The sequence below is a fragment of the Shewanella goraebulensis genome (assembly GCF_030252245.1).
GTDB classification, from domain to species: domain Bacteria; phylum Pseudomonadota; class Gammaproteobacteria; order Enterobacterales; family Shewanellaceae; genus Shewanella; species Shewanella goraebulensis.
The window spans coordinates 2,781,198-2,804,623 of record NZ_CP126972.1 but is presented as its reverse complement, the minus strand read 5'-3'; the positions used below and the strand labels follow the sequence as shown (position 1 = coordinate 2,804,623).

General features: G+C 39.4%; 20 protein-coding genes. 11 read left to right on the top strand and 9 right to left on the bottom strand.

The window, feature by feature from the left end:
• Positions 1-22 precede the first annotated feature (22 nt).
• The 3 genes from QPX86_RS11805 to QPX86_RS11795 all read left to right on the top strand — a co-directional run bounded on the left by QPX86_RS11805 (position 23) and on the right by QPX86_RS11795 (position 2,195).
• Positions 23-868, top strand: coding sequence for a DUF6279 family lipoprotein (locus QPX86_RS11805; RefSeq protein ID WP_220754510.1), 846 nt, complete (start codon positions 23-25; stop codon positions 866-868).
• Positions 869-970: 102 nt separating this feature from the next.
• A complete protein-coding gene (locus QPX86_RS11800) occupies positions 971-1,555 on the top strand; it encodes an HvfX family Cu-binding RiPP maturation protein (RefSeq protein ID WP_407696587.1) in 585 nt (194 codons plus the stop codon).
• A 91-nt stretch (positions 1,556-1,646) separates the two neighbouring features.
• Positions 1,647-2,195, top strand: coding sequence for an NAD(P)H nitroreductase (locus tag QPX86_RS11795; RefSeq protein ID WP_285162793.1), 549 nt, complete (start codon positions 1,647-1,649; stop codon positions 2,193-2,195).
• 143 nt (positions 2,196-2,338) lie between these two features.
• Here QPX86_RS11795 and QPX86_RS11790 read toward each other — a convergent pair whose 3' ends face one another.
• On the bottom strand, positions 2,339-2,545 hold the full coding sequence (locus QPX86_RS11790; RefSeq protein ID WP_220754508.1) for a hypothetical protein: 207 nt from the start codon (positions 2,543-2,545) through the stop codon (positions 2,339-2,341).
• A gap of 206 nt (positions 2,546-2,751) precedes the next feature.
• A complete protein-coding gene (locus tag QPX86_RS11785; protein ID WP_285162792.1) occupies positions 2,752-3,459 on the bottom strand; it encodes a glutathione S-transferase in 708 nt (235 codons plus the stop codon).
• Positions 3,460-3,789: 330 nt separating this feature from the next.
• On the opposite strand from QPX86_RS11785, the gene trhO reads away from it, so the two are divergent.
• Positions 3,790-4,767 (top strand): oxygen-dependent tRNA uridine(34) hydroxylase TrhO, encoded by a 978-nt coding sequence (trhO, locus tag QPX86_RS11780; RefSeq protein WP_285162791.1) that lies wholly within the window; start codon positions 3,790-3,792, stop codon positions 4,765-4,767.
• A gap of 161 nt (positions 4,768-4,928) precedes the next feature.
• On the opposite strand, the gene QPX86_RS11775 is transcribed toward trhO, so the two are convergent.
• Entirely contained in the window at positions 4,929-6,443 is a 1,515-nt protein-coding gene (locus QPX86_RS11775; protein ID WP_285162789.1) for a Ppx/GppA phosphatase family protein, read from the bottom strand.
• A 1-nt stretch (position 6,444) separates the two neighbouring features.
• Positions 6,445-8,571 (bottom strand): polyphosphate kinase 1, encoded by a 2,127-nt coding sequence (gene ppk1 / locus QPX86_RS11770; RefSeq protein ID WP_285162787.1) that lies wholly within the window; start codon positions 8,569-8,571, stop codon positions 6,445-6,447.
• A gap of 327 nt (positions 8,572-8,898) precedes the next feature.
• On the opposite strand from ppk1, the gene yegD reads away from it, so the two are divergent.
• The 3 genes from yegD (at position 8,899) to QPX86_RS11755 (ending at position 11,323) form a co-directional block, all read left to right on the top strand.
• A complete protein-coding gene (gene yegD / locus QPX86_RS11765) occupies positions 8,899-10,263 on the top strand; it encodes a molecular chaperone (RefSeq protein ID WP_119968312.1) in 1,365 nt (454 codons plus the stop codon).
• Positions 10,264-10,355: 92 nt separating this feature from the next.
• Complete coding sequence (locus tag QPX86_RS11760; RefSeq protein ID WP_119968384.1) at positions 10,356-10,778, top strand: CreA family protein; 423 nt, start codon at positions 10,356-10,358, stop codon at positions 10,776-10,778.
• A 62-nt stretch (positions 10,779-10,840) separates the two neighbouring features.
• Positions 10,841-11,323, top strand: a complete 483-nt coding sequence (locus QPX86_RS11755; protein ID WP_220754504.1) for a double zinc ribbon domain-containing protein — start codon at positions 10,841-10,843, stop codon at positions 11,321-11,323.
• Positions 11,324-11,437: 114 nt separating this feature from the next.
• Here QPX86_RS11755 and QPX86_RS11750 read toward each other — a convergent pair whose 3' ends face one another.
• The 3 genes from QPX86_RS11750 to pdsR all read right to left on the bottom strand — a co-directional run bounded on the left by QPX86_RS11750 (position 11,438) and on the right by pdsR (position 15,587).
• Positions 11,438-12,631, bottom strand: coding sequence for a cystathionine beta-lyase (locus QPX86_RS11750; RefSeq protein WP_220754503.1), 1,194 nt, complete (start codon positions 12,629-12,631; stop codon positions 11,438-11,440).
• A 98-nt stretch (positions 12,632-12,729) separates the two neighbouring features.
• Entirely contained in the window at positions 12,730-14,895 is a 2,166-nt protein-coding gene (gene pdsS, locus QPX86_RS11745) for a proteobacterial dedicated sortase system histidine kinase (RefSeq protein WP_285162786.1), read from the bottom strand.
• The gene (pdsR, locus tag QPX86_RS11740) at positions 14,895-15,587 is read right to left on the bottom strand and encodes a proteobacterial dedicated sortase system response regulator (RefSeq protein ID WP_220754501.1); all 693 of its coding nucleotides are present in this window, start codon (positions 15,585-15,587) and stop codon (positions 14,895-14,897) included. Before pdsR ends, pdsS begins: the two co-directional genes overlap by 1 nt.
• Positions 15,588-15,812: 225 nt before the next feature.
• Here pdsR and pdsO point away from each other — a divergent pair, with 225 nt between their 5' ends.
• The 3 genes from pdsO to QPX86_RS11725 all read left to right on the top strand — a co-directional run bounded on the left by pdsO (position 15,813) and on the right by QPX86_RS11725 (position 19,807).
• Positions 15,813-16,610: a sortase-associated OmpA-like protein PdsO gene (pdsO, locus tag QPX86_RS11735; protein WP_220754500.1), complete on the top strand. Its 798-nt coding sequence runs from the start codon at positions 15,813-15,815 to the stop codon at positions 16,608-16,610.
• A gap of 117 nt (positions 16,611-16,727) precedes the next feature.
• Positions 16,728-19,199, top strand: a complete 2,472-nt coding sequence (locus tag QPX86_RS11730; RefSeq protein WP_285162785.1) for a marine proteobacterial sortase target protein — start codon at positions 16,728-16,730, stop codon at positions 19,197-19,199.
• Positions 19,196-19,807, top strand: a complete 612-nt coding sequence (locus QPX86_RS11725) for a class GN sortase (RefSeq protein ID WP_407696586.1) — start codon at positions 19,196-19,198, stop codon at positions 19,805-19,807. The genes QPX86_RS11730 and QPX86_RS11725 overlap by 4 nt, the downstream gene beginning before the upstream one ends.
• Before the next feature lie 53 nt (positions 19,808-19,860).
• On the opposite strand, the gene QPX86_RS11720 is transcribed toward QPX86_RS11725, so the two are convergent.
• Positions 19,861-20,886: a GGDEF domain-containing protein gene (locus tag QPX86_RS11720; RefSeq protein ID WP_285162782.1), complete on the bottom strand. Its 1,026-nt coding sequence runs from the start codon at positions 20,884-20,886 to the stop codon at positions 19,861-19,863.
• A gap of 124 nt (positions 20,887-21,010) precedes the next feature.
• Complete coding sequence (locus QPX86_RS11715) at positions 21,011-21,898, bottom strand: hypothetical protein (RefSeq protein WP_220754497.1); 888 nt, start codon at positions 21,896-21,898, stop codon at positions 21,011-21,013.
• 598 nt (positions 21,899-22,496) lie between these two features.
• Here QPX86_RS11715 and QPX86_RS11710 point away from each other — a divergent pair.
• Positions 22,497-23,348 (top strand): LysR family transcriptional regulator, encoded by an 852-nt coding sequence (locus QPX86_RS11710; RefSeq protein WP_285162781.1) that lies wholly within the window; start codon positions 22,497-22,499, stop codon positions 23,346-23,348.
• Positions 23,349-23,426 lie beyond the last annotated feature (78 nt).

Sequence of the window (23,426 nt, the reverse complement as noted above, 5' to 3'; positions counted from 1 at the left end):
CCAAGATTAAGGAGAACGTCCGTTGAAGAAGTCATTCGTTCCATTATTGCTGGTGGTGTTTTTGGTGGGGTGTTCCACTAAATTTAGCTATTTCTTTCTCGATTGGGCCATCGAGTGGCGGGTAGAGGAGTACGTTACTTTTGATAAACAACAGCAAAAAAAGTTTGATGTAATACTAGAGAAATTCCTAATCTGGCATCAAAAAGATGAGTTACTCCGATATAGTCAGCAGCTCAATTCTCTTTCAAAAGCGATACAAAACCAAACTGTTACTCCTGAGTTATGGCAACAGCAAGTCACCGATGCTAAAGCACATTGGTTTCGCATTTTTGATTTTGTATTACCTGATTTATTACCTATTTTATCCAGCCTTTCTGATCAACAAGCTCGCGAAATGATAGAAAAGCTTAAAGAGGATAATAAAGAGTTAAACCAGAAGTATGCCGGAAAAACTCCGCAGCAATTGCTAGACGATTCAAATGAAAAAGTCATTGATAACATTGACGATTGGTTAGGCAGTGTTTCGTCACAGCAAGAAGCATTAGTTAAGCAATACAATAAACAGCGAATAGCGACACTTGATATGTGGCTAGAGTATCGACTGGATTGGTTAAGGCAATTTCAACAAGCCATTGAAATGCGCGATGATACAGTGCTACTTGAGCAGCGTATGCGCTTATTGATGACATCACCTGATGAATTGAAATCAGAAGTTTATCAGCAACATGTTGACCAAAACTCTCGTTTATTTGGTCAATTAATCATTGACCTTAATAGCAGTTTATCAGCCAAACAAAGACAACATTTCACTAAAAAAATGGATGAGTTAATAGCCGACTTAAGTGACCTATCAAAGGAGATTAAGTAAAGGTTACGTAATGTAAATTAGTAATTTTTAATCATGTTTTGAAAGATTTATCTACTATGCTTGGTCTAGTGACGTAATGAGCGAATATTTTAAGGAATAAATATGAGTAATCTTTACCAGCAGTTTTTAAACTTTTTAAAACATATTGAAGGCATAGCACCATTAGCTTTACGTGTTTATCTTGCGCCAGTATTAATGCAAGCGGGTTACAACAAATTGTCGCATTTTAGCGATACCGCAGCCTGGTTTGGTAATCCAGACTGGGGATTAGGCTTACCGATGCCTGAAGTCATGACGGCATTGGCTGCTGGTACAGAACTATTTGGTGGTTTTTTATTGTTAATTGGATTGGCGACTCGACTTGTTGCAATTCCGATGATGTTTACCATGTTCGTCGCAGCTTTTGCTGTACATATTGATAATGGTTGGTTAGCGATAGCGGATGCGAGTTCTTGGTTAGCGAATGATAATGTTGCTTCTTCGGCTGAAAAATTAGCCGCCGCCAAGTCCATTTTACAACAGCACGGAAATTATGAATGGCTAACCAGCTCTGGTAATTTTGTTATTTTGAATAACGGTATCGAGTTTGCCATAACCTATTTATTTATGTTGCTGGCTCTACTGATGCTGGGAGGTGGTCGATACACCAGCGTTGATTACTTTATTCGAAAGCGTTTTATGTCATAAATAGAATCGTTAAAAAATCCCACTTCAATGTGGGATTTTTGTTAGTATCAGTCTGAATTTAATTAATGTGATTGATAAAAAGGACATTTCATTGGACGCATCAGAATTATTACTCACCCGACAATCAACACCGAGATTAACGCTGCCAGCACCTTCAGAATCTCAACTGGATTTTATTCTTAATGCTGGTGCTCGTGTGCCTGATCATGGTGCTTTAACACCTTGGGAGTTTATCATTGCCGCTGGCGATGGCCTTAATAAATTAGGCGAAATTTTTGTTAAAGCAGCTAGCGCTAATGGAGCTGAAGAAGCTTTTATCACTAAAGCTAAAGGCATGCCTCATCGTGCACCTATGGTCATTACCATTGCGACTAAAAACCAACAGCATCCGAAAGTTCCGTTGCTAGAACAGCAACTTGCTGCAGGCTGTGCGACTATGGCAATGCAACAAGCAGCATTTTCTATTGGTTTAGGCGCAGTTTGGCGTACAGGTGACTTTGCTTTTAATGCCACTGTGAATAAAGAGTTAGGCTTAGCTGAAAATGAACAAATTGTAGGCTTCTTATATGTTGGAACTCCAGCAGTTAAAGCACCAGTGAAACCTTTAAAGGATGGTCGTCAGTTTGCTCGTTTTTTATAGTGGTATGATTTATCAAAGCACTTTGAACTAAAAAGTCTGTACATCAAAGCAAACATAAAAAGAAAATATAAAATATGGCGCTGCATCAAAAGCAGCGTCGGTATGATAAAAGTCATTGGGATAGTTGCTAAAGCAAGTTTGATTTACTCATTAGGGTCTAATGAATCTAGCGGCAGTAAATTCTGATAAATATAGTAACCCAAAGGCCCAAAAAATAGGCTGATGGTTCCCCATAAATATCTGCGCACATTATCTATATGAGCGCCAGTTGTCATTGCTCTATGACAAAACATGATATGTAAAATACTGAGTAGCAGTATTAACAACATCACCAAATCCATTTGTTCCATGTCTGCATCCTTGATTACTGCAAAGAGACTTATTTAAGCTTAATCTCATTTTGGAAATTCGCAGTAAAAACAATAAAAAATCCATCTTATAGTTGATATAACTTACTTTAATTTCACCTACTAATTCAATGGTTTTAGTGAATACTTATACAAAAGGTTGAAAATAAGATTGATAATTAAGCAGTTACTAATTTACTGTACCCATTTTATGACTGTTTTAGTTTTGTTTTAAGGGTTTTGTCGTCTAACCATAGTGGGTATTTACACATAACGGATTGAAATAAATCACTTTCAATATGGTGTTTAAGCCATTTTTTTACTTGTGAATACTGGCTTTGTTCAAACCAACTTCGGTTAACGTGGGCAAATTGGCGAACGAATGGGAAAATAGCATAATCGGCAAAGGTTGGACTGTTAGCAAGTAAATGCTCTTTGTCGTTCAGTTTAGCCTCCAGTATTGCTATGAATTTACATGCTTTTTCGCGGTAATACTCTTCCGTAAATTCAAGGTGTCTATCTGCATATTTGTACTTATCTAGCCAAGGTTTAAATTCATTATCGTTTATATCAATTAATGCTTTTGTATCTTTGTCAGTTAACGACTCTATCAATAAATCATATTCATCTTTGCATAAATATTTGTAATTCGTTGCAGGATAATGGCTGAGTGAATAATTAATGATATCTAGACTTTCTTCTAATATAAGCCATTTATTAGTAATGCTTTCGTATTGGTGTTGGCTTTCGGATTGAATGGCTAAAACCGGCACCGTTCCTTTAGGGGAAATCTCCAGCATTTCAGCAGGTTTATTTTTAAGGATGATTTCTCGTACCTGCGGGTTTAGAGAAGATAAGTGTAGGCCTAAGCGGGCTCTCATTGCGTAAGGACAACGTCTAAAACTGTATAGAATCATGTGGCGTGTTTATTTTTGATTTCTTAATGTACGAGCCATTCTAAGACGTTAATCAATGGATTGTTAGTAATAATTGCGCTTAGCAATTAATATTAACTCCCTTCGCAGTGTGATCTTAATCAAATAAAATTGCCGAGATAAGTGTGATTAAGGTACAATTCTGCGCTTTTATTTGAGGTAGGCCTCATTTACTCTGGGGTTGTTATTGTTGCCTATTGGCGTTAATCAATATTGCTCTATAACAAAGCTCTCAAATTTAAAGCTTAATAAACACATTATTTCGATAAAACCTATGCACTGGAAATTAAGTTCCAGCTAGCGGAGAAAACCATGTCACACGTTGTAGTTTGTGCGTTATATAAGTTTGTTGCCTTACCTAATTTTGAATCTATTAGAGCACCGTTATTAGCCCATATGGAAAACGCTGAAATCCGCGGTACCTTACTACTGGCTAAAGAAGGCATTAACGGTACAGTTGCTGGTAGCCAGCAAGCCATTGATGGATTACTGGCATGGTTAGCCACACAAGAAGGCTTAGCTGATATTGTGTGTAAGCTTTCATTTGATGAACAAATGCCTTTTTATCGCACTAAAGTAAAACTTAAAAAAGAAATTGTGACTATGGGCGTTGAGGGAATCGATCCTCGCGAAGTCGTAGGTACTTATGTAAAGCCTAAAGATTGGAATGCGTTAATTTCAGATCCTGAAGTGCTATTAGTTGATACCCGAAATGACTATGAAGTACAAATTGGTACGTTTAAAGATGCTGTTAACCCTGTAACAGAGACATTCCGTGAATTTCCTGACTACGTTAAAGAAAACCTAGATCCTGCCAAACATAAAAAAGTCGCCATGTTCTGTACTGGTGGTATTCGCTGTGAAAAATCGACTGCTTATTTAAAAGAGCAAGGGTTTGATGAGGTTTATCACCTTGAAGGTGGCATCCTAAAATATCTAGAAGAAGTAAAGCCTGAACAAAGTTTATGGGAAGGTGAGTGCTTTGTATTTGATAACCGCGTCGCAGTGAACCATCAACTTGAAAAAGGCATTTACGATCAATGTAATGCTTGTCGCATGCCGATTACCCAAGAAGAAATGCAAACAGAAGCTTATGTTCAAGGGGTTAGTTGCCCACACTGTATTGATAAAATTTCAGATGAGCAACGCCAGCGCTTTATTGAACGTGAACGCCAAGTACAATTAGCAAAGCAACGTGGTGAAGCGCACATTGGCAGTGAAGTAAAACAAGTCATTGCACAGCGCCGCAAAGATAAAGAGTCGTTAAAGCAAGCGCAAAACGAAAGCTAGTTAAAACTCTACTTTTATCAGTTTGTTTTCGATAAGGAACATCACCAAGTTAAAGTTTTTTATTTAGGCTTAAATAGCTAAAAAGTACACGTTATTAAAATAGCGTGTACTTTTTTATGGGTGTTCTCATGAGTTAAAGCTCAACTTACTTAAAATACAACTTACTTAAAACACAAATTAATCCCTATTGTGGCTAACTTTTTCTGTTCGGCATATAAATCTTGTATTAATAACTCACTGCGTTGAGTTGCTTCTTTATCCTGCTCTTTGCACTGCGAAAACTTAATCGTCAAATCTGCTTGTTGCGCTTTAACCTTTATTTGTTGGTTGCTGCTGGATGTTCGACCTAAATTAAACAATACTGCGAGACGCAGAAGGGTTAATAAGCGCATAAAAGCTTGGCGCTGAATCTCATCAGCTATTGTCATTGCTGAATAGTTTAGTTTTTTTCGATGATTGCCTACGAGCAAGGCTAACATTTGCTGTTGCTGTTGGTTAAAACCCGGTAAGTCACTATTTTCGAGAATGTAACTTCCGTGCTTATGGTGTGATTTTGAATTAATCGAAATGCCAATTTCGTGGAGCTGACAAGCGCCTTCTAGTAACCAACGATAATCTGCTAATTGCCATGAATTACTGACTTGCTCAAATAAGGTCAAGGCAGTTTTAGTCACCTTAGATGCTTGGTTAACATCAGCATGATACAGCTGAGCCAAACTCGATAATGTGCGTTGCCTAATATCAACTTGTTGTTCAATCTTGGCAAGCTCATAGAGGACTCCTTCGCGAAGTGCACCTTTTGCAGCTTGCAAATGTTCAATCCCCAATTGCCGAAAAAAACTGATTAAGATTGCCAAACCTGCAGCTAGAAGTGGGATCCTTCTTTCATCTAATAGCTCGAATTCAAGCTTGTCGATACTACCGACATTGATGAGGTGTTTTTTTAACGCTAAAAGGTTTTTACTGGTTATACCTTTGCCATTATCAGTCACTTCACTGATGGCGAGAGTGATAGCTTTTGCTGAGCCTGAACTCCCTAACACGAGTGACCAATCTTGGTTAAAGTAAACTTGGCTTAAGCATGAAAATTGCTTATCTGCAGCTTGAATAGCTTGTTTAAACGCTTCTTTTGTTAGGTGTCCATTCACAAAAAAGCGTTTGTTATAACTGACGCAGCCACATTTTAAACTGGCTAAGTGTTTAGCGCGTTTTTCATTACCCACAATCACTTCTGTTGAGCCACCACCAATATCGATAACTATATTTTTTTGTTCAAGCACTTGGCTGTGGGCGATACCGGTATAAATTAACCGCGCTTCTTCATGACCTGAAACAACATTAATTGGGTAGGGCAGCACTTTGCGGGCTGCAGTTAAAAAAGATTGGCGATTTTTGGCTACCCGTAAGGTGTGTGTGGCGACAATTTTGACTTGGGCTTTCGCTAAGTTTGAAAAACGCTGACTAAAGTCTTTAAGACATTGAACACCATTTTCGATTGCAACTTCCGCTAACACATTGTGATTATCAAGGTATTTGGCTAGCTGCACTTGGCGTTTTTCTTTATGCAACACTTGCAAAAGCCCGTCTTGTTCACGAGCAATAACTAAGTGAAAACTATTTGACCCCATGTCGATAGCGACAAAATGTTGTGAGTCTTGTGCAATAACATCAGCCAATTTAAGCCTCTTGTGGTAATTCTGCTTGGTTCTTATTGTTATATTTGACTGCTAATGCAGTTTTTACTTTCTTTTCGTAGCTATTAAGGTATTGATGAATGGCAATTTGGCTACGAAGTTTGCGTTTATTTCCTCTAGGGTTATAGCGATTATCATGCTGCTGATTAATCACCCTAGACTTAGTATTATCTTTAAATTGCAACGAAAGTATAGCAATAACCATCTGTTTTAACTGCTTATCATATACTGGGGTTGAGACTTCAATTCGTTCATCAATATTACGCGTCATCCAGTCAGAGGAACCAATAAACAGTTTTTGTTCGCCGCCGGCATGGAACAACATCACCCGTGAATGCTCTAAATAACGATCGATAATACTATAAACCTTAATGTTGTCGCTTTGCCCTGGTATTTTGGGGATTAAGCTGCACATACCACGGATAAGCATGGTGATTTTGACACCGGCATTCGAGGCTTCATATAGCTTATTAATCATGATGTCATCCACCAGATTATTCAGTTTTAGCTGAATACTGGCAGGCTTGTTTTGTTTAGCTTGTGCAATTTCATCATCGATTAAGCTTAAAAAGCGTGTTCGCGAGTTATAAGGCGAGACGATGAGATGATTAAATTCATCTTTACGGTAAGGTCTTTCAATTAAATCAAAAACTTGTTTGACTTCACCTGCAATATCTTGATTGGCGGTAAACAACGAAAAGTCAGTATAAAAACGGGCAGTTCCTTCGTTAAAGTTACCTGAACCTATGTGGCAATAATACTGGGTTTGACCATGCTCTTTACGACCAATGAGGCATAGTTTTGAATGGACTTTTAAACTCGGAATACCATGATGCACAGTCACTCCGGCTTCAGCTAAGCGCCGAGTCCAGTTAATGTTTGATTCCTCATCAAAACGGGCTCTAAGCTCAATGATTGCGGTCACTTGTTTACCATTTTTAACGGCATCAATCAGTGACTGCATAATGTGGCTTTTCTTCGCCACTCGATAAAGGTTAATTTTAATGAATTTAACTGCTGGATCATAAGCGGCTTGTCTGACTAATTCAGTAAAATGAGAAAACTTATGATACGGGTAATTAAGCATAATATCTTTATGCCTAATTGCATCAAAACTGTTGTCAAACGCTAAAAACTGACTGCTATCAATAGGATGAAGCTTCTCGTTTACCAGTTTTTTTCGACTTGGATTGGGGAAGTCCATAAAGTCTTTGAAGCTATGATATCGGCCGCCCGGCACAAGACACTCTGTAGAGCTGATATGCAAGTGTGACTTGAGCATCTCTAACATATCTTCAGGCATATTGCGGTCATAAACCAGTCTTACTGGTTGAGCATTTAAACGTTTTTTAATCCCTTTTGTCATTCGTTCAAGAGTTGTTTGTTCAAGCTCATTACTGATGTTGTAATCCGCATCTCGGGTCATTTTCATTGAGAAAACTTGAATGGTATCGAACTCAAAAAAAGGTCTAAATAAATCATCAATACAGTGACGTATAATATTATCTAGCAATATTAAGTGTTTAATTTTTGATGTTTTTTCAGTTGGTAGTTCTAAAAATCGAGGTACATTCTTATTGGGCACTTCTACCAAAGCGTACTCTTTATTATCGCCCGATTGCAGGCTAGCGACTAAGTAGGTTGTCCCATCAACTAAGTGCTGCACTAAGTCACTTTCATCGGTGACGATATGGGGTGCTATATGACGCTTCAATTGATTTTTAAAGTACTTCTTAAGCCAAGCACTGTGAAACTCACTCAGTTGAGTCTCGTTAATTAAAAAGATATTACAGCGAGCTAACTCTTTCATTAATACAGGGTAAATTTGATCAAACTTCTCTTGTAAGTCGAATACTTTTTCCTGAATTTTGGTCATTAATTGCTGGTATTTAAGCTGTTTAGAACTGATCCCAGAAACGAGTATCGCTCGTCTAACAGCAGCGACTCGAACCTGAAAAAACTCATCCATGTTACTTGAAAAAATCCCTAAGAACCTCACTCGCTCAATGAGTGGTACAGAAGCATCATAAGCTTCTTGTAATACACGTTCATTAAATGACAACCAAGACAGTTCTTTATCAACGAATTTAAGATGACGGGATTCAGTCACATTTTGCTCCTGCAAAGCATTACGGTAGTACTTTCATAAAAGCCATAATCGAATGGTGCGAAAATAATACGCTAGAGTGGAATAGCTAATTCACTGTTTAATATGAATAAAGTTCAAAGGTATTTTACTGCAGTAATATGACAATTTTGTGATGTTATTGAGGCGAACACTGTTTTCAGCAAATTCAATAGTGCAACAAATTGATTAAGCAAATTAAACCAATTGATGAAATTGTCAGCTAAATAACAGTGAACACTAAACTTTATAAGATCCGATATAAAGCTTGTGTTATTTTTAGCATTGATTTGAATTTTTGAGTGGTAAGAAATGTTTATTGGGTTTGATTATGGCAGTGCAAATTGTTCCGTTGGTATTGAAAAAGAGGGTGAAGTCAGGTTAATTCCGATCAATGGCGACAGTAATTTCTTATCATCTACCTTATATGCAATGGATCGAGAGTTAATCGCAGAAGCTGTTTATCAACGTATTGCACCAGAATTTAAAGCTGAATATGGCAAGTTACGCTCAGCGCAATTAAGCCGCGCAAGAATGGTACGCCATGATTTGGATATTTATCCAGATGAACAAGTGGTGTTTGTAGGCCCAGAAGCCATCGATGCTTACTTAGATTTACCTGATGAAGGTTTTTATGTCCGGTCGCCAAAATCGTTTCTTGGTGCCAGTGGTCTCCGCCCAGAGCAAGTTGCTTTGTTTGAAGATATTGTGACGTTAATGATGCTAGAGGTCATGTCCCGTGCAAACAAATTAATTAACGAACCCATTACCCAAGCAGTTATCGGCAGACCAGTTAATTTCCAAGGAATTGGTGGAGAATTAAGTAATCAACAAGCCCAAGCGATTTTAGAAACCGCGGCCAAACGAGCAGGTTTTGAGCAGGTAAGCTTTTTATTTGAGCCAATGGCAGCAGCCATGGATTTCGAAGCCTCAATGAGCCGTAATCAAACAGTATTGGTTGTGGATGTGGGCGGTGGTACGACGGATTGCTCTATGGTGAAAATGGGCCCTGATTTACAGCATAAAACCGATCGCAGTGACGACGTGTTAGGCCATAGTGGTCAGCGTGTGGGTGGTAATGACTTAGACATTGCCGTTGCGATGAACTGCTTTATGCCTCATTTAGGCTTGGGATCGCAATTAAAAACCAATTTAACGGTACCACGCCAACCGTTTTGGAATGGCGTTGCTGTGAATGATATTAGTGCTCAGCGTGACTTTAATTCACTGTCTACGGCGAAGCTAATTGATGAATTAATCAAAGATTCATTAAAACCTGAGTTATTGACGCGCTTAAAGTCATTAAGACAGCATCAAATGAGTTACCAGTTTGTGCGTCAAGCAGAGCAATCGAAAATTGGTTTATCAACTCAAGCTGAGTACGACGCTGATTTATCATTTATTGAGTCTCAATTTGCAGTTGGTGTAAATCAAACTGATTTTGAAACTGCAGTGGATCAACCTGTAGCCAAATTAGTCACTATTATGAAGCAAGCAGTTGAAGAAGCAGGTGTTATGCCTGATGTGGTTTATGTGACAGGCGGTACGGCCAAAAGCCCAGTTATCCATCAATGTATTACCGATCAATTTAGCCAAGCTGAAATCGTGGTCGGCGATCACTTTGGCAGTGTGACCAGTGGCTTAGTGCGCTGGGCTGGTAAAGTATTTAACTCTTAAGGAAAAGTCGCTTTATGTTTTCTCTATCAAAAATATTTTTAAATAAAAAACTATCGTCAGCCTTACTCATTGTTGCAACAAGTTTCCTCACAATGAGCTGTAGTGATGATGTGGGTAAAGTGAGTCTAGGAGTGTTTACCACTAAAGATATTAAGCTCAATATGATGGTAGACCCGATTGTGACTGGCGTGACTTGTCATGTAGCGAGTATTGAAGCGGATTTAAGTTTTTCTGATCCTTCTGATTCCGCTATTTCATGTCGTCAAACCGGTGAAATTACCCCGCAAATGATTGCTGCAATTGATATGTCTGCATCGGGCGAAATTGTGTTCAAAAAATCAAAAAGTATCTTTTTCAAAACCATGAAAATTAGACGTATTTTTGATAAAGAAAACCAAACACTAATGTATGTTTCTTATTCTACAAAAGAAACCTCAGGAAGCTACAAGCACAGCCTGTCGACAGTGCCTTTATGGGGAACTAAAGCTTACAGCCAGGTGCAAGCAACAAACTAGTATTTATGGTGTATTAAAGACTTAGATATAGTAACAAAAACAACAATAGCTAAGGTGACTACATGGATTGTCCTTTTTGTCAGAATGAATTAAATGATGGCGCGCTTAAATGTGGTCATTGTCTTGAATATTTATCTAACCATGTGTGCCCTGATTGCCATGGCACATTACCTTTAGAGGCTAAAGTCTGTATGCATTGTCATTATCGCTTTAGCCAAATAAGTATTGATGTCACCCAGTTGTCTATGTCATTTAATTCAGAAGTGTTGGCATCATTGTTATTCAGATTTCGGTTTTTACCCCAAGAAATTGTCACTGATGAAGATAAGATTACGATTAATACACCAGGCATTTTTAGGCTATGGAATAACACAGATGAAGTCCCATGGAATAAGATTGCGGGCTTTAATTATCGTAGCGGCATTATTTGGGACAAAGTCGAAATTGAAACTCGAGGTCAAAAACCCAGTGTGATAATTGGCTTATCGAAAGCCAACAGTGACGAACTGCGAAGAGTACTGCAATCCATCGTAAACGCGAACTGATCCGCTAACGGGTTTTAGATAGAGTTTATTGGTGTTGTTAGTGATAGTGCATATAAAGCAAAAAGGGCTTTCTCTATGAGAAGGCCCTTTATTTAAGCCGCGTAAATTTAAACGTTATTTTCCAATAACGTTATTAAAGCGTTCAAATGCGGCAGTTAAATCAGCAATCAAATCATCAGGATCTTCTAAACCGATGTGAAGTCTAATGAGCGGTTTGCTGGTATCCCATTGGGTTGCTGTGCGAAGCCTATCAATTCCGAATACACCAAGAATTAAGCTTTCATATCCGCCCCACGAAAAGCCCATTTTAAAGTGGCGCATGTTTTCCACAAAAGCAGTGACAGAAGCTAAGTTGCCTTGTTTTAGTACAAATGAAAACAAACCATTGCCGCCACTAAAGTCGCGCTGATAAAACTCGTGACCAGGACAAGTTTCGAAAGCAGGGTGTCGCAAATGATCGACTTCAGGTCGACTAGCTAACCAATTAGCGACTTTAAGGGCATTTTTATCATGTTGGGCCATGCGCACGCCTAATGTACGTAACCCGCGTGCAGCAAGATATACATCGTCAGGTGAGGTAGTTTGACCCATGATGTAACTGTTTTCACGCAATTGCTCCCAGTGTGCTTCATTGGCTGTGGCTGTGCCCATCATCACATCAGAGTGGCCGACAATGTATTTGGTCGCTGCTTGAATCGAAATGTCGACGCCCATTTCAAATGGACGTGAATTGATGGGTGAAGCCCATGTGTTATCGAGCATTACTACTACATCGTGTTCATGTGCAATACGGCTTAATGTTGGCACATCTTGAATTTCCATAGTAATAGACCCAGGCGATTCTAAGAATAACACTTTGGTATTTGGCTGAATTAAGTCTTTAATACCTTCACCAATCAGCGGATCGTAGTAGGTGGTTTCAATGCCAAAACCAGCTAGTAATTTATTACATAAATCACGGGTTGGCTCATAGGCGCTATCGACCATTAGTAAATGGTCGCCACTTTTCAAAAATGACAGTAAGGCGCCACTTATAGCACCAGCGCCAGATGGATAGAGGGCTGTACCTGCACCACCTTCTAATTCGCTAATCGCTTGTTGAAAAGAAAAATGAGTCGGGGTGCCACGACGTCCATAAAACATTTCACCATTGGTTTTGTTTTTAATGGCAAAGCGCATGTCATCCATGGTGTCGAAAACAACAGTAGATGCGCGATATACTGGCGGATTGATAATACCTTTAGAGTATTTTTTCTCTCTACCCACACTGACAATTTGCGTTGCGAGTTTGTCTTGTTGATGACTCATAAATTCATTCCCAATTAATGCAAGGTGATGTTATTCATTTTATTTAGCCATCCTACCATCTATACGGCCATAATAAAGCGCTAGGATGATAATAATGCTTATTTTGATTCTGTTACTGGAAATTCTAAATAAAACTCGACGCCTGAATCGTCAGTTAAGTTCTGCGCTCGAATACTGCCTTGATGAAACTCAGTGATTAATCTTGCGATATACAAACCTAATCCCAAATGGGGTTTTGCCTGTACACCTTGGGGTCTGATAGACACCATGGATTCAAAAATTTGTTCACTCATATCAAAAGGTAGCAGTGGTCCGCGATTTTTAACGGTTAATTTAGCTGTTTTGCCTGTGAGTTTCAGTGACACTTCAATGGGATCTTCAGTGCTAAACTCAATAGCATTATTGATTAGCTTATCCATTAGTTGGGCAATGTACTCAGGTACGCCGTGCATCGACATTGAGCTATCGTTAATGTCTACGGCAAACTCATTGTCAGGGTAAGTATATTGATAGCCCTGCATGCAGCCACTGACCACTTGTTGCAGTGAAAAATCGCTTTGTTCAACGTGTGACAAACTGGCCTCTAGACGAGTGGCTTCACTTAGATTATTTAAAATGAGATGCAAACGACTGACGCCTTCTTGTGCGCGAGCGACATACTTTTCGCTGGCAGGCTCAAGGGTTTGCAAACTTAAATGCTCAAGTGATGAGCGCACTACTGCAACAGGCGTTCTTAGTTCGTGAGACAAGCGTGACGACATATTTTCAAGATAATGAGTATATTGCCCCAGCCTACCAACAATACTGGCAAAGCTTCGAGATAGGTCGCCAATTTCATCACGAGTTTTAGAAGGCACAATTTGTTGTTTTACCCGACCTTGGCTGTCGATGGCTTGTTCTGATTGATCGCGTAATTTACGGATACGACTAGAAATACTCGATGCGAAGATAAACAATGCAAGTGTGCCCATACTCATGATGGTTAAAATGACATTAAAGAGTTTTTCTAAGGCGCGATTTCGTAAGGTACGAATGCCATGAGTGGTTTCTTCTGCAATTACCGCACCCATGACTTTGTCGTCAATCCAAATAGGACTGGCTGCGGCTAATACTACCGCTTTGTTATCTGGAGTTAATCGCCAAGTTGAGCCGCGTTTACCATCTAGTGCTTGCTGGATATGGCTGCCACTGAGTTCAGTTGAGTCTTGCAAAGAGTCAACAAAGTCCTGCGGTGGTTTAGTTAAAATCTTATAGTACAAAGGCAATAGATGATCGCTTTTAAATTGACTCCACGCGCTACGATTTTCTGTTTCAGTTAAGCTTGATGACCAAACGTTATTACTGGCACGAATGTCTCCAGACTTAGCTAATACACGACCGTGATTATCCACCACCCAAATACGTGAGCTATTGTGGCTCATGCCTTTGATGATATTTTCAATTTCTGGAGAGGGCACCAAGACTGTACCTAAATGATCGACAGAGTCGATTGCCGATGTGCCAATAATGGTGTTCACTGTGCGAGTTTTAACATCATCCACGTTATAAATTGCAAAACCAAGCTTACTGCCCACCATAGATAGCGGCATTCTGAATTCGATATTATAGCCATCTTTAGTCGCTACCCATTGGCCTTGTATGCGGATTTCTGGAGTGACGGGCATCGAGAGAGTGGGGTCTTGCGGCAATTCAAATGCGCTTAACCAACCATCTTGCATATTAGCCACAATATAGCGTTTAAACAGTCCATCAGGCGCTTGAGTCGCAATGATTAAGTGATCGTTTTTATCCACACGCAGACTGTTTTTACTGCGATACACAAGCTGCTTATCGTGCACCTCAAAAAAACCATATAAGTAACCGCCATATTTACCCACCATATGGGTAAAATTAATATCAACAGGTTGGTTTTCATCACGATTAAAAATCACATGCTCACTGGAGTAATTAATCATACGGTGCTGATACTGCTGCCAATCAATCAATTTCCCATCTAATTGAATGGGGCCTGATAATGGATAGGCATATAAGTCGCGGCCTTTTTCTACTTGGCTTAAAAAGCTCGCTTGATGATTAAATAGTTTAGGTCGTTCATGCAATGCTGTTGCTAATGCTTGTGTGGTACCCTCAAGGGTTTTTTCTTGACCATGACGTAGGTATTTTTCCATTTCCCACACGTACTCATACCCCAGCCAAGGCAAGCAAAGTAGGAATAAAGATAAGATAACAACTTTGGCGCGAAGACCAATGGGGATATTAAACATTAGCTAACACTATCCCAGCGATAACCCATTCCGTAAACCGTATCGATGCAGTTAAAATCTTTATCAGCACTGATAAACTTTTTACGTATACGCTTTACATGCGAAGTAATCGTACTGTCATCGACAAAGATTTTTGCTTCTTGCATTAAGTCTTGACGGCTTCGGACATGCCCAGGGTGTTTTGCCATCGCATGCACCATCCAAAACTCAGTAACGGTTAACTCAATCGGTTGTTGGTCCCAATACACTTGAATACGATTGCCATCAATGGTTAAAGACCCATGTTCGATAAGGTTGTCTTCTACCGTAGCGGCGCCAATTAATTCTGAACGTCTGAAAAGTGCGGCAATCCGTGCAATAAGGTGAGGAAAGCTCACATCTTTTGATAGGTAGTCGTCAGCCCCTAAGCGCAGGCCGCAAACTGTATCAAAGTCGCTGTCTCTAGCGGTCAAAAAGATAATAGGCAAACTGCTAGACATGGAGCGGAGTGATTGGCACAAGGTAAAACCACCATCGATTTCATTCTCTAGGCCGATATCAATAATAGCTAAATCAGGTAGGCGGGCGTTAAAGGCGAGCATAGCCGCAGGGCGGTTAGCATAACCTTGGACATTATAGCCTTGCTGTTGTAGCAATTCTTTGTAGTTTTCTCTGATAGCGACTTCATCTTCAACGATGGCAATTCTTTTCATGTAATAGCATTGATTATGACTTATATGGCTGACTATACATGATTTCTGTTCCAAAAAAATTGCCTCAAAGCAATTGCCATATTGTTGCCACATTTCATCCTCACATTGCCATTTTTATGCCCCTTAGTTGCCATTTCAATTGTGTTTAATAGCTACATCGAATGAGACACACATTTTAAGCCTCATTTATTAAACGACATTAATAGAACTTAAAAGGAAAACACCATGAAAAAGCAATTAATCGCAGTAGCCGTTATCAGTAGCCTATTTATCTCAAACATTTCAGTGGCTAATGATGAAATGCTAGACGATAGCAATCTGATGACTGAAGCAACTGAAGTCACCGATGAACGTGAACATACAGAAGAGTTAGTCGGACTGACTTCAGGTGCAGTATTAGGCGCTGTCGTTGGCGGTCCAGTTGGCGCAATCATTGGCGCATTTGCCGGAACCTTAATAGGCAAAACAGTAGGAGATGACTCTGAAATTAAAAACCAAAAAGAGCTATTGGCTCAGCAGCAACAATCGATTGAGATTCAAACTTCAGAATTAACCGCATTACATGAAAAGCAACAATCTTTAGCGGAAGTAACAGATGAGTATTTGTTAGTGCAATCGCAGTTAACAGATTTACGTGAAGCACAGCAGCAACAGTTACAAGAGCTAGCTATTGGCCTCAATGTTCAGTTTAAGACAGGCTCTTCCACTATCGAACCTCATTTTGTACAGCAGTTGGATGATGTGGCCTATTTAATGGCGTTATCTCCAGAGTTGATGTTGGACTTAACAGGTTATGCTGATCGCCGCGGTGATAGCACATTTAATCAAGCACTTTCAGAGCAACGTTTAATTGAAGTCACTAATTACTTAGTCAGTCAAGGTGTGTCATCTGAGCGCCTGCACGCTAAAGCTTTCGGTGCATCAGCGCCTTTACATGCGCAGCAAAGTTTTGAGAATGACTTTTTTGACCGCCGCGTAACCTTAAAAATCATGCCAGTCGGTGAAGCACTCGCTGCGAACTAATTTTAGCTTAATTACCGATCCAGCCTTCGTAAAACATTTCGCATAAATATCGCTTTATCAGGGTTTTATATGAATTGTTTTTACGAAGGGGAGTGCTGAGTTCATGGAGAGAAAATAATGAAAAGGGTAACCCGTTATCAGGTGAGTGAATCCGCAAATAACAAGCGAGACAATGACAAGCGAGAAAATGAAAGTATTCGCCGATTTAACAATATAGCTGCTTATGGCTGTTCAGGATTAATCCTTGTGGTGCTGATGATATTGAATGTGTTATTTCCAGTGCATGCAATGTCACCGAACAATACTCGTATGGTTGAAGTTGAAGGGCAAGCAGACAGCGAAAAGGTGACACAAGGTATTTTGCGTTATCAGCATAATGGTCAGCGGTTTGAGAGTTTGCCTCTGAGCACCGATGTGCAAATGAAAGTCTCGGGCTGGACAAATAGAGTGAGTGTTAAGCAAACATTTACTAATGACTCTACAGTTTGGATTAATGGCAGTTATATATTTCCATTACCGCATAATGGCGCGGTAGATCAGATGCGTTTAATTATTGGAGAACGCGTTATCGAGGGGGATATTCAACCGAAAAATGTCGCTAAAGCCACTTTTGAAAAAGCCAAAGCGCAGGGAAAAAGAGCCAGTCTTGTTTCGCAGCAACGTCCAAATATTTTTACCACTGAAGTCGCTAATCTTGGTCCCAGTGAAACTTTGACCGTAGAGATCAGTTACCAAGAAAAGTTGGTTTATAAAGAGGGTGAATTTAGCCTTCGTTTCCCAATGACCATTAATCCACGCTACTCGCCAGCGATTAAGGGTACTGGAAAAGCCTCAGCGAGTGAATCTTCATTATCTAACTCATTTTATGAGTCATTATCGCCAAGTTTGCCGACTTCGATTTTTAACTTTTCTAATGAGTTTTTTATTGCTGATAATTTTGACGATTCTAAAGAGAAAGAATCTTTAACGGTGAGCTTATCAATTGAGCTAGATGCGGGCTTTAATGTAGCGAATATCGATAGTCCCTATCATCAGGTGTCAAAAACCGGTGCTGACAATAAGTGGCAAATTGAATTTGTTAAACAAGAAAAAGCCAATAAAGACTTTGTATTAACCTGGCGCGCAGATGATTCTGTTATCGAAAGTGCGCAGCCACTGACAGCGGTATTTACTCAGCGCGGTCAAACCCATGCAACATCGCTTGATACTCGTTCAGGACAGGTTAAAGGAAGTGATGAGTTCAAGAATATGCAAACAATAGGTGACAGTCATCAAGCTCACAATAACGTTGAATATGGTTTAGTTATGTTAACCCCGTCTTTTGCTACTGATAGTGGTTTCTCACAAGAGCAACTCGAAAGTAAATTTGAAGCTCAATATGAAGGGATTGGTCAATCTCATGTCCCTCGTGAACTTATTCTGGTGATTGATACTTCAGGCTCTATGTCTGGTGGCTCACTTAAACAAGCTAAACAAGCCATGTTGTATGCTTTAGCGGGATTAACCAGCCAAGATAAGTTCAATGTCATTGAATTTAATCATTCGGTCAGTCAGTTATCGGCGACATCTTTGCTAGGTACAAGCTCGAATATCGGAAAAGCGAATCAATTTGTGAGAGGGCTAGAGGCTAACGGTGGTACTGAGATAGGTAAAGCACTGTCGGCTTCACTAATAACTAATGAAACGGTACAAAATTATAAAGCAGTAGCAAATTATGGCGATAGCACGCAAGAAAGTGCTTCTGCGCAGAACCATTTAAGACAAGTTATTTTTATCACCGATGGGGCTGTTAGTAATGAGCATGGGCTATTTCAACAAATTGAAGCTGAATTAGGTGACAGCCGATTATTTACTGTGGGTATAGGCTCAGCGCCAAATGCTTACTTTATGGAACGTGCCGCCATGTTTGGCCGAGGAACCTACACCTACATAGGTAAAACATCAGAAGTTAAAACCAAGATTGCTAAGCTACTAGCAAAAATTGAAAAGCCAGTGAGCACCGACATTAAACTTACATACCAAGATGGGACTGTTCCTGATTACTGGCCTGTCCAAATCCCTGACTTATATCAAGATGAACCATTATTGGTGAGCTTTAAATCGCCTTCATATAACCAACAGGATTTGATTGTTTCAGGTTATAGCCAAGGCCAATTTTGGCAGCAACAGATTAGTCGCAATAACCCTAAACAAGCAGTAGGTCTTGATTTGATATGGGCAAATGCGCAGATAAGTGCAATTGAAGCCACACAAACGAGAGCAAACTTACCGAGGGTTAAATCTCAAGTTGAAGCCTTAGGGATGAAATATCATTTAGTGACCTCACAAACCAGTTTAGTGGCTGTCGATAAAACCCCCGTGAACCCAATGGCCGAGTTTAATCAAAATCTACAGGTTAAAAGACATTTGCCAGATGGCTGGCAACGACCACAAGGCGTGTTACCCCAAACGGCAACCTCGAGTCGATTAAACATGCTTATTGGTCTGAGTTTACTGATTATCGCGCTATTACATGGACTTTGGTTAAAAGGCTATTTACCAGGCCAGAGATTGGTTTTACCAAAAGGTGGCAAGTTGGAGGCTTTATGATGTCGTACAAGTGGATTTTACCGTGTTGTGTGGCGCTTATAGGAGTGAGTTTTTTATCACAAGGAGCATATATGCAAATTAAAGCCAATTTTGCTCAATATTTGATTGAGCAAGCATGGAGTAAAACGTTAGAAGATCAATTACCCCACAAGCCATGGAGTTGGGCTGACACTCACCCTGTGGGGAAGTTAAAGCTTTACGCCGATAAGGAAACTGATTTGTATCCTATTGGTCAGCCAATGTTTGTATTGGCTGGCGCTTCAGGCAGAAACCTCGCCTTTGGTCCCAGTTTATTATTGAGCGGCGCAGGAGTAGGTGAGCAGGGCAATACGATTATTGCAGGTCATCGCGATACTCACTTTTTACCGCTACAAAAAGTGAAAAAAGGCGACATTATAGAGTTAGAAACACCACATGGTTTACAACAAAACTATTTGATTACTCAGATTGATATCGTTCATGAAACGCAAACTGAAGTGCTTAGTATGACGACGGATAACCAGCTTACTTTAATTACTTGCTATCCGTTTGAAGATTTGTCCGCTAGTAGTGATTATCGCTATGTGGTCACGGCGAAAAAAATGAATAGCGGACATCGATTAATATAAAATCTATTAATGACGAATAACTCCCATTAGCGAGTGGTGTTTAATGTTAGCGATTAGCTAGAAATGGGCATAACTCTATTTCGTCCAAGTCGTTTTGCCTCATATAACAACTTGTCAGTGGCTTCAATAAGCTGGCTAGTTGTTTGCTTTTCTTTCCACTGCGCTACACCAAATGACGCGGTAATATTATCGATACGCGTTTCACTGCGTCGATCTTTAACACTGAGTTTCTCAATAGAACGGCGCATTGCTTCAGCTAATTGTCTTGCAATACGTTGGTTGCTATTTGGCAGTAAAATAGCAAACTCCTCACCACCAAAGCGATAAAGTTTTACCCCATCTCGGCAAGATTCTTTTAAACGTTTAGCAACCACCTTTAGAACTAAGTCACCAAGCTGGTGGCCATAGGTATCATTAAATTGCTTAAAGTGGTCAATATCAGCAAGGATCATGCAGCAGCCAGCAGGAGATTGATTAACCATGGCATTAATGTCTTCATTGAAAGCGCGGCGATTAAGAACTTCAGTTAACGCATCGAATAACACATCTTTTTCTGTTTCTGCCAAACGCTGCTTGAGTGCTTCGATTTCACTTTGAGCTTTGGTTAGTTGTTGCGTAAAGCTAACCGTACTTGAATGAATACTTGCGGACTCATTCACTATGCCACGAACCACTTTAATCACTTGCTCAAGAGAAAAACCTTTACTTTCAAGCTCGGTTAGTTTGCTGAACTCTTTCTCTATTTTTGATTGGAAATTACTGGTGTCATGATTGGTGTCTTTTAATGATTGCGATAACTCACAAACCATGGCATCTAGGTTTTGCCTCATGTCGCGTACATCTAACTCAACAGGATCAGAGATGTGCTCTCGGTAAAGTAATTCACTGGATATAGGCGAATATTGTTGATTCTGTGCTATCACAGTATCAAGCGCGGTATTTAGTTTAGGATTTGATTCTGCAACGTAGGCATACCAAAGAGCATAGTTTGTCGGTGTGGTGGGTATGCTGTGTTTTAACATCAAAGGAACTGCCTTTTTTAAATTAAAAGCGGCAGATTTTAGTAGATCATTTGACATTCAATCCCTCAAATGTGAATGGGCCACTTAGCAAATTAAATAATGAGCGAAGATGTTTGAAAGTGACATAATTATTAAATCATAATCCATAAAAAAGCACCTGTCATTAGGTGCTTAGTTTAAATTAAAAAGAGTAGGATACGGCGAACATGGGGCCTGTGAAACTGTAATTAATATTGTAGTCTAAGGTTCTAAACTCTTTGTCTAAAACACTACGAGAGCGTTCAAGATCAATGTCTACATCGTAATAATTATAGGCTAAAGATAAGTGCCAATCTTCGCAGATTTCAGCTTGAACTCCAGCACGAATATCGACCAATGAACCTTTGATATTATCGTATTTAATCGCAAAGTATTGCGCGTGAGTGTTAAATACCCAGCCAGGATAAAATTCGTAACTGGCATAAACACCGATATCGGGAAGAGGTGCTGTGAGGGCGTTATCAACAATTCTAGGAGTTAGGGTAGCGGTATCACACAAGCTATTGGCATCGGTATTGGCTTCACACAAACCAATAGTGCCTTCGAATACGGTTTCGATAAACATTGTGTGTAAACCGATTGAGGCACCTACAGTATAGTTATCACCTTCCCAAATATCATAACCATAACCTAAACGTAAAATATCAATATTGAGTGTGGTGGCTAGTTTAGCGTTACCATCGATTAAAAAGCTTTGATCATTGTCGCCAAACTCAGGAATTTCAATATCAAAACCTAATTGCGGTGTATCGGCATTACGGTGAAGTGACTTCCAATCGAGGTAGATATTATGACGGTCATTGAAACTGTACTTGAATTCAAAGAAAGGAAGAAACTGTTCATCTGTAAGTAACAAGTCATCTTCAAAATCGAGTAAATAGTAATTACCAGTATCTTTTGCACTTTTTACTAGCATGGTTGAATCTGAGCTAGCGTAAAATGCACCAATGGTAATTTTATATTCATCAGCTTTTACATGGCCGGTAGTACAAACTGCAGCTAAAAGTCCTAAAGAGGCTCGCTTAAACATTTTATCTCCGCACTTATTATGTGCTCAACTTGAGCCATTCGTGCTTTTTATTTTTATTGGATAATCAGGGTTATATCTTTTTGTGTATTTATACTAGCATTATGTAACCAGATGTGAAGTTTTTGTTAGTGTAAATCTGCCTTAAAATGATCCTAGATCAATGTTTGTTCGTATCTCATGACTTGAACAGTAAACTACGCCTTTCGACTTACCCTTTTAAGTTGCTGTAAAATAACATTAATAATATCATTAAACTTGACTTGCCAAGTAACGTAAGAGCTATGTTTTTAATCGTGAAAACACTGTATATCTTTATAAGACAATTATAAAATCTTCAGTTTTTTCAACAAATTCACAGTCATTTATTTGACAAAATGTTAATTTTTATGAGTTGTTGTTTTTTGTCAAAAAACTGCTGATTGGAACCATTTGTATCAAGTCAGCATTTTGAGTAGAAATTTCAATTACAAACCCCAACTTAAAATTATAAATTCCTAGTTCACAATCAAAAATCGTAGCTGAATACTCTTTGCAATATTTTTGCTATAAAACGCTATTAACATGGTTAAGTACATTCACGTTTGAGCATTAAGCCATTATGGATACAGATTTACTAAAAACGTTCTTAGAAGTTTATCGAACTCGGCATTTTGGCAAAGCTGCTGATAATTTATTTTTAACTCGCAGCGCGGTAAGTTTTAGGGTTAAACAACTTGAGACATTGTTAGGTGTGTCTTTATTTGATCGCCAGCGTAATAATATTCAGCCAACGCCTGCTGGTGAGCGAATGTTAGAACATGCCAATGCAGTGTTAACTGCGGTTGAGCGAGCCAAACAAGATGTGTCGCTATCAAAGCTGCAATCTGTGCAACTTACTCTTGGTATAGGCCATAATGTCTGGGATAGTTTCTTAAACGATTTTATGCAGCCATTAAGTTCTGGCTTAGAAGATGTTTCCCTAAGAATGGATGTGATTTCGACAGCAGTGATGTCGAAACAATTGTCTGAAAGAACGCTAGATATCGCGTTAAGTTTCGACCCATTGCGAATCGATGATATTGAAATCACAAAGTTAAACCGAGTGAACTTGGTGTTGGTAAGCCATCAAGAAGGGCAAACCATTGATAGTCTTAAACAGTCTCAATATATAAAAGTAGATTGGGGAACGGCTTTTAATATCATGCATGCACAAGAGTTAACAAACTTACCTATGCCAAAGTTACATACCAGTTCAGCCCAAATTGCGTGTGAATTTATGCTGAGTAATGGAGGCTGCGCTTTTTTACCAGAAACCATGGTTAAGGCAAAAATACAAAATAACGACATATTCTTAGTCGAGGGCGTAAACCCTATGCGCCGACATATTTATGCCGCTCATTGGGGGAAAAATGAGCGTTTAGATGAAATTGAACAAGCGCTAATACTGCTTACTGATAAAGCTTATCAATAGCGTCAGGTTTGTTTTATTAACAGCAAATCCTCATGTAAACATGACTTAGGCAGTATTAAATTAAAACTCTTGGGAATA

Coding starts and splice junctions, on each gene's coding strand:
- QPX86_RS11800 (WP_407696587.1), top strand. CDS start 971: ATGAGTAATCTTTACCAGCAGTTTTTAAACTTTTTAAAACATATTGAA.
- QPX86_RS11790 (WP_220754508.1), bottom strand. CDS start 2,545: ATGGAACAAATGGATTTGGTGATGTTGTTAATACTGCTACTCAGTATT.
- QPX86_RS11785 (WP_285162792.1), bottom strand. CDS start 3,459: ATGATTCTATACAGTTTTAGACGTTGTCCTTACGCAATGAGAGCCCGC.
- trhO (WP_285162791.1), top strand. CDS start 3,790: ATGTCACACGTTGTAGTTTGTGCGTTATATAAGTTTGTTGCCTTACCT.
- yegD (WP_119968312.1), top strand. CDS start 8,899: ATGTTTATTGGGTTTGATTATGGCAGTGCAAATTGTTCCGTTGGTATT.
- QPX86_RS11760 (WP_119968384.1), top strand. CDS start 10,356: ATGAGCTGTAGTGATGATGTGGGTAAAGTGAGTCTAGGAGTGTTTACC.
- QPX86_RS11755 (WP_220754504.1), top strand. CDS start 10,841: ATGGATTGTCCTTTTTGTCAGAATGAATTAAATGATGGCGCGCTTAAA.
- QPX86_RS11750 (WP_220754503.1), bottom strand. CDS start 12,631: ATGAGTCATCAACAAGACAAACTCGCAACGCAAATTGTCAGTGTGGGT.
- pdsS (WP_285162786.1), bottom strand. CDS start 14,895: ATGTTTAATATCCCCATTGGTCTTCGCGCCAAAGTTGTTATCTTATCT.
- pdsR (WP_220754501.1), bottom strand. CDS start 15,587: ATGAAAAGAATTGCCATCGTTGAAGATGAAGTCGCTATCAGAGAAAAC.
- pdsO (WP_220754500.1), top strand. CDS start 15,813: ATGAAAAAGCAATTAATCGCAGTAGCCGTTATCAGTAGCCTATTTATC.
- QPX86_RS11730 (WP_285162785.1), top strand. CDS start 16,728: ATGAAAAGGGTAACCCGTTATCAGGTGAGTGAATCCGCAAATAACAAG.
- QPX86_RS11725 (WP_407696586.1), top strand. CDS start 19,196: ATGATGTCGTACAAGTGGATTTTACCGTGTTGTGTGGCGCTTATAGGA.
- QPX86_RS11720 (WP_285162782.1), bottom strand. CDS start 20,886: ATGTCAAATGATCTACTAAAATCTGCCGCTTTTAATTTAAAAAAGGCA.
- QPX86_RS11715 (WP_220754497.1), bottom strand. CDS start 21,898: ATGTTTAAGCGAGCCTCTTTAGGACTTTTAGCTGCAGTTTGTACTACC.
- QPX86_RS11710 (WP_285162781.1), top strand. CDS start 22,497: ATGGATACAGATTTACTAAAAACGTTCTTAGAAGTTTATCGAACTCGG.